This is a genomic window from Burkholderia sp. BCC0405, from assembly GCF_902833075.1.
GTDB lineage: Bacteria > Pseudomonadota > Gammaproteobacteria > Burkholderiales > Burkholderiaceae > Burkholderia.
The window spans coordinates 14,346-28,054 of record NZ_CADFEO010000001.1; the positions used below are offsets into that span (position 1 = coordinate 14,346).

10 protein-coding genes and 1 pseudogene are annotated in these 13,709 nt (G+C 68.2%); 6 read left to right on the forward strand and 5 right to left on the reverse strand.

The features are described 5' to 3' along the window. Positions 1–284: 284 nt before the first annotated feature. The 3 genes and pseudogenes from HWX36_RS36905 to HWX36_RS37550 all read left to right on the forward strand — a co-directional run. Positions 285–398, forward strand: a pseudogene (locus tag HWX36_RS36905) (LysR family transcriptional regulator); the annotation flags it as partial. A 93-nt stretch (positions 399–491) separates the two neighbouring features. Next, a complete protein-coding gene (locus HWX36_RS00060; RefSeq protein ID WP_175950268.1) occupies positions 492–1,157 on the forward strand; it encodes a cation diffusion facilitator family transporter in 666 nt (221 codons plus the stop codon). After that, the gene (locus HWX36_RS37550) at positions 1,102–1,404 is read left to right on the forward strand and encodes a hypothetical protein (RefSeq protein WP_279613369.1); all 303 of its coding nucleotides are present in this window, start codon (positions 1,102–1,104) and stop codon (positions 1,402–1,404) included. The genes HWX36_RS00060 and HWX36_RS37550 overlap by 56 nt, the downstream gene beginning before the upstream one ends. Before the next feature lie 69 nt (positions 1,405–1,473). On the opposite strand, the gene HWX36_RS00070 is transcribed toward HWX36_RS37550, so the two are convergent. Both HWX36_RS00070 and HWX36_RS00075 read right to left on the reverse strand, forming a co-directional pair. Then, positions 1,474–2,691: a DUF2252 family protein gene (locus HWX36_RS00070; RefSeq protein WP_175950269.1), complete on the reverse strand. Its 1,218-nt coding sequence runs from the start codon at positions 2,689–2,691 to the stop codon at positions 1,474–1,476. 578 nt (positions 2,692–3,269) lie between these two features. After that, positions 3,270–4,397, reverse strand: a complete 1,128-nt coding sequence (locus tag HWX36_RS00075) for a VOC family protein (protein ID WP_175950270.1) — start codon at positions 4,395–4,397, stop codon at positions 3,270–3,272. 357 nt (positions 4,398–4,754) lie between these two features. Here HWX36_RS00075 and shiA point away from each other — a divergent pair, with 357 nt between their 5' ends. Further along, positions 4,755–6,062 (forward strand): shikimate transporter, encoded by a 1,308-nt coding sequence (gene shiA, locus HWX36_RS00080; RefSeq protein ID WP_175950271.1) that lies wholly within the window; start codon positions 4,755–4,757, stop codon positions 6,060–6,062. A 220-nt stretch (positions 6,063–6,282) separates the two neighbouring features. Next, positions 6,283–7,584 carry a UDP-N-acetylglucosamine 1-carboxyvinyltransferase gene (locus tag HWX36_RS00085; protein ID WP_175950272.1) on the forward strand — a complete coding sequence of 434 codons (1,302 nt, stop codon included), beginning with the start codon at positions 6,283–6,285 and terminating at the stop codon, positions 7,582–7,584. An 85-nt stretch (positions 7,585–7,669) separates the two neighbouring features. Here the strand turns inward: HWX36_RS00085 and HWX36_RS00090 are convergent, their stop codons facing one another. Next, complete coding sequence (locus HWX36_RS00090) at positions 7,670–8,281, reverse strand: hypothetical protein (RefSeq protein WP_175950273.1); 612 nt, start codon at positions 8,279–8,281, stop codon at positions 7,670–7,672. 297 nt (positions 8,282–8,578) lie between these two features. Between HWX36_RS00090 and HWX36_RS00095 the strand changes: the two genes are divergently transcribed. Continuing rightward, entirely contained in the window at positions 8,579–9,349 is a 771-nt protein-coding gene (locus tag HWX36_RS00095) for an IclR family transcriptional regulator C-terminal domain-containing protein (protein ID WP_175950274.1), read from the forward strand. Between the two features lie 283 nt (positions 9,350–9,632). Here the strand turns inward: HWX36_RS00095 and HWX36_RS00100 are convergent, their stop codons facing one another. Together HWX36_RS00100 and HWX36_RS00105 are read right to left on the reverse strand one after the other, a co-directional pair. Then, positions 9,633–11,933 (reverse strand): ATP-dependent DNA helicase, encoded by a 2,301-nt coding sequence (locus tag HWX36_RS00100; protein ID WP_175950275.1) that lies wholly within the window; start codon positions 11,931–11,933, stop codon positions 9,633–9,635. Next, a complete protein-coding gene (locus HWX36_RS00105) occupies positions 11,930–13,624 on the reverse strand; it encodes a VRR-NUC domain-containing protein (protein ID WP_175950786.1) in 1,695 nt (564 codons plus the stop codon). Before HWX36_RS00105 ends, HWX36_RS00100 begins: the two co-directional genes overlap by 4 nt. Positions 13,625–13,709 lie beyond the last annotated feature (85 nt).

Below are 13,709 nucleotides of genomic sequence, written 5' to 3' on the forward strand. Positions count from 1 at the left end.
AGCGGATTCGGTATCGGGCCTATATCGAGTACAAAATCGCTGGGCACAATACGTCGCCCCGACTCCTCCCAACCCGCCCGCACACCAGAATGCCTCTTCAATCAGCGCAAAAGACCGTCAACATTGCGCGATTAAAGGCCGACCGCCCTGCTTCACGGCGCCGTCGGCATCCATCCGGTGCGTCAATGAAATGCGCGAGAACAAGGAGCCCGCACATTCCGGACCGGCTTTCGAGGCTTGTTCGCCAAGCGCGTGCCGACGTTCATCGTCGTGGGGTTCGTGGCGATGGCGCCGCGCTGCCACTGCTCGACCTCGGCCCGATCTGGCCCGCGCGGTCGTGCCCGACGCTCGCGGCTCGCTTCGCCGCGCTGCCGCCGTCGGCGGACGAGCAACGCTGACCGGCCGGGCCGCGCCTGGCGCCTGTCATGGCGCTGCCACCGTTGACCAGTAGCGTTCGGGTCTGACCCACGCTCTCGACAAACGAATCCGCCATGCAGCGCACGTCGCGCGCCACGCCCCATGTTTACGCGGCCACCTCCCGCGCCCTCGCCGCCAGCCTCGCGATCAACCTGCTGCTGCTCGCCGTCGAGACGGTCGCGGCGTGGTCCGCGCATTCGTCCGGGCTGCTCGCGGACGTCGCCCACGCGGCAATCGATCTTGCGGCCGATGCACTGATCCTCGTTGCGTGCCGGCTCGACGCGCGCTTGCCGCCGGAGCGGCGCCCGACGTACGAACCGCTCGCGCTCGCGGGCCTCGGCGCGTTGCTCTTTGCGACCGGCGTGCAAATGATCTGGCATGCGACGAACCGGTTCGCGACGCCGCCCGTCGTGCAGCCGGGCGCGATGACGCTCTCGCTCGTCGTCGTGACGCTCGCCGGCAAGGCCGTGCTGTCGCACTGGATGCTGCGCAAGGCGGGCGAGACGGGCTCCGCGCTGCTCGAGGCGAGCGGCTGGCATGTGCGGACCGATGCGCTGTCGTCGCTGCTGGCAGCGCTCGCGATGAGCGCGGCACTGGTCGGCTTCGGCCGTCTCGATGATCTGGCCGCCCTCGCGATCGGTGCGCTTGTGATCCGCACGGGTGCCGGTTTCATCCGGCGCGGCTGTGCGCAGTGGCCGGTGCTGTCGGCATGGGCCGATCGGTCGACGCGCGGCTCGTGAGCGCAGCGGGCATCGCCACGCATCGCGGGCGCCGGCCAGCCATGCGCGCCGTGACGGACGCGTGACGGGGATCGGCTCCCAGATCCTGCGCGAGCTTGGCGTACGGAGGCTGAACGTGCTGTCGAGCCCGTTCCGGCTGCCTGCGCTGTCGGAACACGACCTCGAGATCATGGCGTTCATTCCGCTCGGCGACGACGCTCCGGAAAGCGCACCGGGTGCGCACCCTCATCCGTTGCGAGCAGCGTAACGCGTTGACGCGGGATGACGGGGCGGCTCTTCGCTTGACAGGCTATCGTTTGTTGCGCGCGGCGATACGCTACTCCCCTGCGGCGAAGCGCCGGCAATGCTCCAGATACCCCGCTTCGTGGTTGCTCACGAGCTGGACGATGCTGTTCCACAGCCACATCGGCGCATCGATCGTCTTCGCGCGGTTGCGGCCGAGCTCCGTGCGCCACGCCGCGCGCGTCGGCTTGCCCATCTGGCGCGCGTGGGCTGCGCCGACCACCGCGCCGAGATAGCGCGCGACTTCGCACGCATCGTCCTCGGCAAGCAAATCGATGTCGAGCTTCAGGTCCTGCGGCAGCAGTTCGCGGATCACGACCGCGCGATCGAGCAGGCGCGCCGCCCGCATCCGCTCCCCGAGGGCCGGCGACAGATGCCGCGCGCCCTCCACGACGCGCTCGGCGTTGTCGCGCGGCATCGCGGCCGTTTCGTCGCGCGGTGCGGCGGCTGTCACGCCCTCCTTGATGTCCATCAGGCACAGGTCGTCGCCGTCGCTGACGTCCCCGTCAATGTCGAGCAGTACCGCGTAGCGCAGCCGTCCGAGCGAACTGCAGCCCTTCACCCAGTAAGCCGCGTCGAGCACGTCGACCTTGCCCGCGTCGTTGCGGCCCTTGAGGCTCGTGGCGAGCGCCGCGATCGCTTCGTCGCGGAACAGCTCGCCGATCGCACGCGATTCCTTCGCGCTCAGCGGCCAGAAGCGACGGCCGAGCGGAATCGTCGGCGCGAGCCCTTGGATCCGTTCGACGGCAAGTTGCCGCCATGAGCGGCGCACGGCCTGCTTCATCACGAGGTGGACCGGTTCGGGGCGCTCGGGCAGCTTCGCTTTGCGGTTGCCGAACGCCGATGCATAACCGGCCGTCATCGCCTCCATCATGTGCACGATCGTCAGGCCCGCCAGCGCCGACCCGCGCGCGGCCGTCGCCAGCGAAAGCCCGAGGCGGATCAGGTCATGAACGGGATTGCCGATGACCGTCTGGTCGAGATCCCGGATCTGCACGTCGACCTTTCCTTCGCGGTTTGCAACCGGGCCGAGATTGCCGGTATGACAATCGCCGCAGATCCAGATCGACGGGCCGTGCGGCAGTGCGCTGCCGTTGGTTTCGACGAGCCATTCGTAGAACCGGGCCGTGTTGCCGCGCACATACGCGTGCGGCGAGCGCGCCATCTTCCGGCGACGTTGCTCGGTCAGGATCGCCTGGCGCCCTGCAGGTTTCGGCAGGCGCTTATGCTTCTGCTGCGACTGGCTGCTCATGCGGTTCTCCTGATGTCGTTCGAGTCGTGCGCGGCATGCCGCTTCGTCACGGCGCCATTGAACGATGCCTGCCTGCAAACCAGCAACGGCGCCTGCACACGAATGGCACGGGCCGCCGTCGCGTGCAGGTACGGTGCGGGCTTCCCGCCCCGGTTGCCGGCAAGCTCCCGATCGATTCGGTTCCCGTACGCGACCGCAAGGAGCCCGGAGGTGAACGGATCGATCGGCGGGTCAAGATCTTCGCTCGTGGCCGCAGTGTGACATGGCGACGGACGTGATCGTCAAGGCCCGCGCCGCGCAGCCGGCGACATGCGTGGCGTGCGGGCCATCCACCTGGACGATGCGCGCCGGTGCGGGTTACGCACAATGACCGCCAAGCTCATTCCCGACTTCTGCCCGACATGGAACCCGCCGAACTGTCCACCGCGTTCAGCCCACTGCAGATCGGCCCGCTGACGCGCGCAACCGCCTGATCAAGTCCGCCACCAATGAGGGCATGACGCCGAACCGCGTGCCGGCCGCCGGCGCGTGAGGCTCGACGTGCAACGTGTGGCGCCCGAGGCGGGCGCCGGTGCCACCTAGCCGGCGTCGCGCGCGCGGGCGAGCGCCGAGAGATTCCCTTCCCCGAACCCGTGGTGCCCCTTGCGCTGCACGACCTCGAAGAAGATCTCGCCGGGCCGGCGCTTGACGAAGGTCTGGAAGAACAGGCGCGGCACGCCGTCGCTGCCGATCTCGCCGTCGACCAGCACCGCGCGACGGCGCAGCGCGTCGAGATCGACACCATGCCCCGGCAGCCGCACGTCGACATCGTCGTAATAGCGGGCCGGCGGCTCGATGAATTCGACGCCGTTCGTACGCAGCGCGTCGACGCAGGACAGGATGTCGTCGGTGGCCAGCGCGACGTGCTGCACGCCCTCGCCCGGATGGTCGGGCAGATACGCATGCATCAGCTCGGTGCGCCGCGTGCCTTCTTCATAGACCGGAATCCGCACCGCGCCGCACGGCGACACCATCACGCGCGATTCCTCCGACACATGCCAGTGCGCGTCGATTTCGTGGATCTCGCGAAAATGCAGCAGGTCGTGGTAGAAATCCAGCCACTCCTGCATGCGCCCCGCACCGATGGTCTGCGTGAAATGATCGACCTGCTGCAGCCCGACGCCCACGCAGTCGAGATCGGTATGCGCGGTTGCGATGTCGATCGGCCGGAAATCGATGTCGAAGATCGAGATGTCGCCGACGCCACCGCGCTGGCCGTCACGCCCGCGCCAGCGGTCGACGAAATAGAGGTGCGAATCGCCGATGCCCTGGATCGCCGGAATCTTCAACTCGCCGACCCCGACCTTCTCGCCCTCGAACGCCCACGCGCCGAGCTCGATCGCCCGCTCGAACGCGCGCCGGGCGCTGGCCACCCGCAGCCCGATCGCGCAGACGCCCATCCCGTACTCCTCCGCGTAGCGCGCGGCGAACGAATCGGGCTCGGCGTTGATCAGGAAATGCATCTGCCCTTGCCGGTACAGCGTGACGTTCTTGCTGACGTGCCGCGCGATCGCCTTGAACCCGAGTTGCTCGAAGCGTTGCGCGAGCGCTTCCGGCACGGGCGCCGCGAATTCGACGAATTCGAGGCCGGCCATCCCGAGCGGATTGGCAGCCGGATCGGTAACGGGCGGCGTATCGCTGGACAGGGGGTGGGAATTGCCGGGCATTCCAGTCTCCGGAGGCATGCGGTCGATGGGGATGGCGCCCGTCGCGTGCGGTATGCGCGGCCAGGGTGGCGGCCGCGCATCCGCCCCGAACGGGCAAATATTCAATGCTGCCAATTTTAACCAGATCGTTCACGGCGGCACACCCTGGCCAAACGGGATATCGTTACGTCGCTCAGTGCAAACCCGGAAATCGTTCGATAATCGCACGGATTTGAACGATAATCGCGCACATTGTCCGATTGGCCAATTGCCGCCATGCGGCGCGCGCCCTATTCTCCGTTCACCCATCGACTTCAATGCAGCATCGGACGCGGCGCCGCCACGATTCCACGATGCGCCGTGCCAGGAGACATCGCCATGACCCCAACCTTCGACACCCTCGACGCCGCCGCCAGCGCCCGCATACGCAGCCAGGCCCGCAAGGCCGCGATCGGCAGCTTCGTCGGCGCCGTTGTCGACTGGTACGACTTCCTGCTGTACGGGATCGTCGCCGCGCTGGTATTCAATTCCGAATTCTTCCCGAAAGTCAGCCCGACGATGGGCACGCTCGCGGCTTTCGCGACGTTCGGCGTCGGCTTCCTGTTCCGGCCGCTCGGCGGCGTCGTGTTCGGCCACTACGGCGACCGGCTCGGCCGCAAGCGGATGCTGGTGCTGACCGTGATGCTGATGGGGCTGTCGACGGTCGCGATCGGCCTGCTGCCGACTTTCGCGTCGATCGGCTGGTGGGCGCCGGTGCTGCTGGTGCTGATGCGCGCGATCCAGGGTTTCGCGGTCGGCGGCGAATGGGGCGGCGCGGCACTGATGGCCGTCGAGAGCGCGCCGAAGCAGAAGAAGGCGTTCTACAGCAGCGGCGTGCAGGTCGGCTACGGCGTCGGCCTCGTGCTCGCCACGGGCATCGTGTCGATCCTGAGCCACACGCTGGGCGAGGCCGCGTTCAAGTCGTGGGGCTGGCGCCTGCCCTTCGTGTTCAGCATCGTGCTCGTGCTGATCGGGCTGTGGGTGCGCAAGAACATGGACGAGTCGCAGGAGTTCGTCGAGAAGGTCGAACACGGCAACCGCAAGCTGCGCCTGCCGGTGCTGGAAGCGCTGACGCGCCATCCGAAGGCATTCCTGCTGATCATCGCGCTGCGGCTTGCCGAACTGTTCACGATGTATATCGTCACCGCGTTCGCGCTCAGCTATTCGACGACGAACCTCGGCATGTCGCGCGACCTGTTCCTGAACATCGGCTTGCTGGTGGGCGCGGTGAGCTGCGTGACGATCCCGTGTTTCGCGTGGCTGGCCGACCGCTACGGCCTGCGCCGCATCTACCTGATCGGCGCGCTGATCGGCCTTGCGTCCGCGGTGCCGTTCTTCGTCGCGCTGGAGGCACGGTCGATCGCGTGGATCGTGATCTTCTCGATCCTGCTGGCGAACGCCGCGCACGACATGGTCGTGAGCGTCCAGCAGCCGCTGTTCACCGAGTTGTTCGGCGCCGAATACCGCTATAGCGGCGCAGGCGTCGGCTACCAGTTCGCGAGCGTGGTCGGCGGCGGGTTCACGCCGTTCATCGCGGTCGGCCTCGTCAGCGTGGGCGGCGGCTCGTGGCACCTCGTCGCCGGTTACCTCGCGGCGGGTTGCCTGATCTCGCTGGTGGTCGCCGCGCGGATGCGGGCGGCGCAGTAACAACCTGACCGAATGGCCGGCCCGCCACATGGCCGGCCATCACGCAGCACTGCTCGACGTCGACCGGCAACGGCACCGCTGCCCCTTGTTCGTGCGCGCGACGTCAAACACTGTCAGTTGCCCGCCCCGATTCCCCTTTTTCGCCTCCGAACATTCCACGCCGCCTGCCGACCAATGGCATCATATGGGCCTACGTCAGTCACCGATACGCCCCCATATCATGTCGAATCTCATCGTCCACGGCGGCACTCCGCTGCGCGGGGACATCAAGCCGTCTGCAAACAAGAACGCCGTCCTGCCGATTCTGTGCGCCACCCTGTTGACCGATCAGCCGCTGCGCCTCGTCGGCGTGCCGGATATCACCGACGTGCGCAAGATCCTCGACATCTTCCGCACGCTCGGCAGCGACGTGTCGGTCGACTTCACGACGGGCCTGCTCGAACTCCACCATCGGAACACGACATTCGATCCGGCCGTCCATCGGCTGCCGGAAGCGATGCGCTCGTCGATCATGCTGATCCCGCCGCTGCTCGCGCGCTTCGGCGTCGCGCGCCTCGAGAACGACGTGAAAGGCTGCACGCTCGGCGTGCGCGAGATCGATCCGCACGTCGAGGTGTTCGAGCGCTTCGGCGCGCACATCGAGCGCACGCCCGATTCGCTGATCGTCCGCACGGAAGGCCCGCTGACGGCCAACGACCACTGGTTCGACTATGCGTCGGTAACGACCACCGAAAACTTCGCGCTATGCGCGACCGCCGCGAACGGCACGTCGACGCTGATGAACGCCGCGTCCGAGCCGCACGTGCAGGAGTTCTGCCAGTTCCTGGCGATGATCGGCGTCGCGATCGAGGGCATCGGCACGTCGCGGCTCTGCGTGACGGGCGGCCGCAAGCTCGGCGGCGGCGAATTCCGCTTCGCCGAGGATTTCCACGAGATCGCGACGTTCCTCGCGCTCGGCGCGATCACGGGCGGCGACATCACGGTGCGCAACTCGTCACCCGAGCATTTCCCGCTGATCGACCGCACCTTCGCGAAATTCGGCGTCAACGTCACGCACCGCGACGGCTGGTCGCGCGCGGAACGCGACGGCCCGCTGCGCGTGCGCCGGCCGTTCACGCAGAACATCCTCACCAAGGTCGAAGCCGCGCCTTGGCCGTACCTGCCGGTCGACCTGCTGCCGATCTTCATCGCGCTCGGCGTGCGCGCGGAAGGCAGCGCGATGTTCTGGAACAAGGTGTACGACGGCGCGCTCGGCTGGTCCGGCGAGCTGTCGAAGTTCGGCGCGCACGTGCTGCTGTCCGATCCGCATCGTCTGATCACGTTCGGCGGGCTGCAACTGACGCCGGCGCGCGTCGAGAGCCCGTACATCATCCGCGTCGCGATCGCGCTGCTGATGGTGGCCGCGAGCATCGAAGGCCGCTCGGAAATCATGAACGCGCTGCCGATCCGCCGCGCGCACCCGCATTTCGTCGAGAACCTGCGCTCGGTCGGCGCGAACGTCGAGTGGACGAGCAGCGAGTAAGACCCTGACGGTACGGCGCACGCCATCCGGGCGCCGTACCGCCTCCTCACCCGGTCGGTGGCTGCGCCGGCCGCCTCCTCGCGCGTTACTCGCCGCCCCCGCAATCGGCGTCGCCTGCGCCCATGTGGTCGAACCCGTAGAGCATCACGGCCGTCGTGCCGTGCGCGGGGTTGCTCGGGCGCTTCGCCAGGCTCTCGTCGAGCGGGGCCGACGGATACTGGACACTCGTGTCCATCAGGTTGCCCGGCGCCGACCGCAACTCCGCTTCGGTCAGCTTGCTCCCTTCCGCGCGGGGCAGCCCGAACGCCTTGCGCACATCCGCTTCGTTCCACGTCCCCTTCAACGTGACGGTGACCATCTGCAGGTCGCCGTGCTCCCAGTCCAGCTCGACCTTCGTCGCGAGCGGATGCACGCTGGCCGCGAGCCGGTCGGGGAACGCCGGGCCTTCGTAGTAGGCCTTCGTGTTCTTGCACGCGTCACCGGCGTTCCTGTACTGCTTCAACGCGCAATTGAAGCGCTTGTCACGGTAGCCGAAGGCTGTTTCGACATAGCAGCCGAATTTCGGCGACGTTATGCGCGGCCACGCACGCACATCGACGGTCGGCTTCGGGAGGGGCGTGCCGGACGAAGGATTCGCCGCGGCAAGCAGCGGCACGGCCGCGACGAGCACGGCCAACACGGATTCGCGAATTTTCATTGTTCTGTTCCAGTCGAGGCGGCGATTCTAGCGCGGCTTCGCTGGCGAAATCCCCCTTGGAATGCTGCGCAACGGCGGCGAGGCTTTCCGCATGTCTGCCCCCGAGGTCGCGCACGCCAGGCCGATCCGGTAGTTCGGCGCGCCGCCGATTATCGTCGACGGTCATGTTCCGGGCTCGCGGCACGCATCCAGCGTCGAATCGGACCAGCCTCGGCGATGCATCCCGGCAGATCCGATCTGCGCGATAATCGCCCATTCGCGCGCGATTACCGCGCACGCAGACGCCACCTTCCGACGATGAAAAAGCCCGAACTCGACCGACGCGACTGGATTGCCGGCCTCGAAAAAGGCCTGGCGATCCTCGAGGCGTTCGACAGCCAGCATGCGCGCATGACGCCCACCCAGGCCGCCGCGCGCACCGGTCTTACGCGCACGGCCGCGCGGCGCTACCTGCTGACGCTCGAATCGCTCGGCTACGTGTACACCGACGGCAAGCTGTACGGCCTCACGCCGCGCGTGCTGCGGGTCGGCTGGTCGTACTTCGATTCGGCGCGCCTGCCGCGCACGGTTCAGCCCTATCTGCAGCAATTGAGCGCGTCGTTGAACGAGTCGGCCTACGTGAGCGTGCTCGACGGCTGGGAACTCGTGTTCATCGCGCGCAACGGCGTGTCGCGCGTGATGACGACCGGCTTCGTGCTCGGCGCGCGCGTGCCGGCGCCGCTCACGTCGCCGGGCGTCGTGCTGCTCGCCCATTATCCCGATCGCGAAGCCGTGCGCGCGTGGCTCGACGACACCGAACTGCCGCCGTTCACACCGCACACCATCACCAACAAGGCTCGCCTGCTCGAACAGGTCGACCACGCACGCGACGCCGGTTTCGCGGCGATCGAGCAGCAACTGCAGGTCGGCGTGCGCGGGATCGCGGTGCCGCTGAAGAACCGTCATGGGGAAGTGGTTGCCGCGTTGAGCACGAACATGCCGATCGGCGCGGAGACGACCGACGCGGCCGTGCGGCGCGTGCTGCCGCATCTGCAGGAAGCCGCGCTCGCGATGCTGAACGTGCTCTAGGGAAGTCCGCCGATTGCCCCGCCTCCCGTCTGCTCTTTTCGGCAAATCGCCGACGATCTCGATACCGTCATCGATCGGATAAGAAAACCACGCCGCTCGCGACGCGCCATGGCAAGCGCATCAAAACGCCGTCGCCGCTTCACCGCATTGCATCGCGCGAGCGCTTCGACCTTTTTAATCCACGAAGCGACTCGGGCGGAAACGCCCGTGATCGATCACGCGGAAGATGCGCGGCAACGGCCACCGGCAGGTTCGCTTACACGACGGTCAGGCGGCCCTTGCCTTACCCGATCCGCCACCACCGCGGCAGCAGGTCGCGCACTTCACGCCGACGGTAACGATCGTCGATCAGATGCACGACGCCCTCGTCGCGCTCGGTGCGGATCACGCGCCCGGCCGCCTGCACGACCTTCTGCAAGCCCGGGTACAGGTACATGTAGTCGTAGCCGTTACCGAAGCGCGCGTCCATCGCCTGCCGCATCTGTTCATTGACGTCGTTGACCTGCGGGAGCCCGAGCGTCGCGATGAACGCGCCGATCAGCCGCTCGCCGACCAGGTCCACGCCTTCCGAGAACGCGCCGCCCAGCACCGCGAAGCCGACGCCGCGCCCACCCGCGTCGAAGCGCGCAAGAAAAGCGTCGCGCTCGCTTTCGGCCATGCCCGGCGCCTGTGCCCAGACCGGCACGTCCGGATGCCGCGTCTGCATCAGCGCGACCACGCGCCCCAGGTAGTCGAAGCTGCTCAGGAACCCGAGGTAGTTGCCGGGCCGCGTCGCGTATTGCTCGGCGATCAGGTCGACGATCGGTTCGAGCGAACGGTCGCGGTCGCGCCAGCGCGTCGACACGTGGCTCGCGACGCGCACCGTCAGTTGCTCGGCGCGGAACGGCCCGTCGACGTCGAGCCAGCCCGTGTCGCCGGGCAACCCGAGTGTGTCGCGGTAGAAGTGAAACGGGCTCAACGTGCCCGAGAACAGCACGGTCGCGCATGCGGCTTCGTAGCGCGGCGCGAGAAAGCCGGCCGGGATCACGTTGCGCACGCACAGCGTCGACTGCACGCGGCGCCGGCGGCTCGCCGACGCAACGCCGTCGAGCGCCGGCTGGCGCGGCATCGGTTCGCCGTGCAGCGTCGCGTCGAAGATCGACGCACTGTCGAACGCTGCGGCAAGCACGCCGAACTGGATCGCCTCGAAATGAAACCGCAGCAGTGCGTCGCCGTTCGCGCGCGGCGCGTCGGCCACGTGCTCGCCGAGCGCCGCGACCAGATTCTGCACGGCCGACACGATCGGGCCCGGTATTTCCGGGTACGCGGCATAGCGCCCGGCCTGTGCGCGACTGACCGTGCCCCAGGCGCGGGCGAGCCGGTCGAACGCCTTGCGCAGCGCCGCGGGCGCAGCCTCGCGGGCCGCCGCGAATGCGAACGGATCGAGCGATGCGCTGTACATCTTGCGCGCGCGATCGAGCAGGTTATGCGCTTCGTCGACGAGCACGCCGACACGCCACTGGTTCTGCTGCGCGAGCGTGTACAGCATCGCGCTGCCGTCGTAGTAGTAGTTGTAGTCGCCGATCACCATGTCGGACCAGCGCGCGAGTTCCTGCGAGAGGTAGTACGGACAGACGTCGTGCGCGAGCGCGGCCGCGCGCACCGTGTCGCGGTCGAGCAGCCCGGCCTCGATTGCCGCATCGCGCGCGGCCGGCAGCCGGTCGTAGAAGCCTTTCGCGAGCGGACACGATTCGCCGTGGCATGCGCTGTCCGGATGCTCGCATGCCTTGTCGCGCGCGACGAGTTCAAGCACGCGCAGCGGCAGCGCCGGCGAGCCGGCGCCGAGCGTCGTCGCGGCCTCGAGCGCGAGCGCGCGGCCGGGCGTTTTCGCGGTCAGGAAGTAAACATGGTCGAGCTCGCCCTCACCACAGGCCTTCAGCAGCGGAAACACGGTGCCCAGCGTCTTGCCGATGCCGGTCGGCGCCTGCGCCATCAGGCAACGCTCGTCGCGTGCCGCGCGATAGACGGCCACCGCCAGCTCGCGCTGGCCGCTGCGGAACTGCCCGTGCGGAAACGCAAGCGCACGCAGCGCCGCATCACGCGCCGCGCGGTGTGCCGTCTCGCGCTCGGCCCAGCCGACGAAGCACGCGCACTGCTCGGCGAAGAACGTCGCGAGCTCGGCCGCCCCCAGCGTTTGCGTCAGCACCGTTTCGCGCTCGGACACGATGTCGAAATAGACGAGCGCGACGTCGATTTCCTGGAAACCGCGCGCGTCGCACATCAGGTGCGCGTAGACCTTCGCCTGCGCCCAGTGCAGCACGCGGTGGTTGGCCGGCATCGCATCGAGGCTGCCGCGATAGGTCTTGATCTCCTCGAGACGGTTTGCCACCGGGTCGTAGCCGTCCGCGCGGCCGCGCACGGTGAGCGTGCCCCACGTGCCCGCAAGCGCGATCTCGGTTTCGTAGCGGGCGCCGCGGTTCGACGTGACCGCACCGTGGCCGGCAATGCCTTCCAGCGCGGTCGGCGCGGGCGTGAAGCGCAGGTCGAGATCGCCGCGCCGCGCGGTGAACTCGCACATCGCCCGCACCGCGACGACGTAGCTCATGCCGACAGGGCCGCCGCTTCGGCGTGCGCGACGTCTTCGCCCACCCACTCGACGTCGATCACGCGCACCGGGATGCCGTGCGCGACGCAGTACGCGAGCCAGCGCGTCTGGTTGTCCTGAAGGCGGTCGCCGGGGCCTTTCACCTCGATCAGTTCGTAGCGGCGCTCGCCGGGCCAGAAGCGGACGAGATCGGGCAGCCCCGACCGGTTGCTGCGGATATCCGCGAGGAGGCGCGTGAACCACAGCCGCAAGTGCTCGGGCGGCAGGCACGCGAGCGCCGCGTCAAGCAGTTCGTCGCTCAGCACGCCCCAGAACACGAACGGCGATTGCAGCCCCGCCTTCGTCGTGAAATGCCGGCGGATCGTGTCGCGATAGGCGCCCGAATCGAGTTGCGCGAAGCACGTGGCAAATGCATCGGCGCGGCGCGCGACGAAATCGGGCGCGTGCAGGTCGGCCGGGCCGCGCTGGAACGGGTGAAAGAACGCACCGGGCACCGCGGCGAACACGGGCTCCCAGCACAGCAGCCCGAACAGCGAATTGATCAGCGTGTTTTCGACGTAGTGGACTGGCGAAGCGGGTTGCGCGAGATGATCGCGCACCGCAAATTCGACGCTGACGAACGCATCGGGGCGCGCAAGCACGAGCGTTTCGCGCGGCACGTCCGCCGCCGCGGCCGCCCGTTCGACGCGCTGCCCGAGCCGGCGCTGCAGACGCGGCAGCATGCGCTCGACGCGCTGCCGCTCCTCGTCGCTCTCGAAGCCGCCGCGCGCATCGAGCGCCAGCGCGAGCGCATCGTCGTCGCGCCCGCAGCGTTCGAGCACGCGGATGCGCCGATGGCGGCTGCCGGGCCATGCGCTGCGCGCATACGCATCGAGCGCGGCGGCCCAGTCGGCCCGGCGTTCGCAGGCCTGCCCGAGCGCGAACAGCAGCTTCGCGCGACGCGTCGCGAGCCACGGCTGCCCGCAGTCGACCGCGTCGATCGCGCGCATCAGGTCGTCGAACGGCAGATCGCCGGGCCACGCGTCGAGCGCATCGCGGCACACCTGCAGCGCGAGATACGCATCGACGTCGCCGCGCTGCTGGAGCGCACGCGACGACGGCGCGATCGGCACGCTTTCGTACTGGAACACGCCGAGATCGGCGAGCACGAACTCGCTCCAGTCCTGATGGAGATTGCCGAAGAACATCAGGCGCAGCCGGTCGCACAGCGCGCCGACCGTCACGCGCAGCACACGATCGCCGTCGTGTGCGCCCCATGCGTCGAGCGGTTGCGCGACGTCGTGCGCGGGCCGCAGCCGTTCGAGCCATTCGGGCTTGCGTTCGCCCGCATGCGCGGCGAGGGCCGGGAAGATGCGCAGCAGATCGGCCTTGGTCGACAGCGCGAACAGTTCGTCGAGCGTCAGCGCGGGCGCCGGGTCGACCCAGCCGAGTTCGACGAGCGGCGCGGCCGCGGCGAGTGCGCAGCCGATTTCGTCGTACACGAGCTTGCTTGCCCGGAAGTCGCACCCGTTGCGCATCAGCATCCGCACGAGCAGCGCGCGCGACGCCTGCGGCAGCGTCGCGAACCGGCGGACGAACGCGTGCTCGTGCGCGTCGAACAGGTCGTCGTAACGCTCGCCGAGCCAGGCCAGCGCGCGTTCGAAATTGGTCAGGTAGTAAAACGCCGGGGGCGTCGGCGATGCAGGCGTCACGGGATTGATCACTGTACATTCGTACAGGTCGGAATCATATCAAATGTGACGGCAGATGCCGCACGCCCCATCGGCCCGCTGCTGC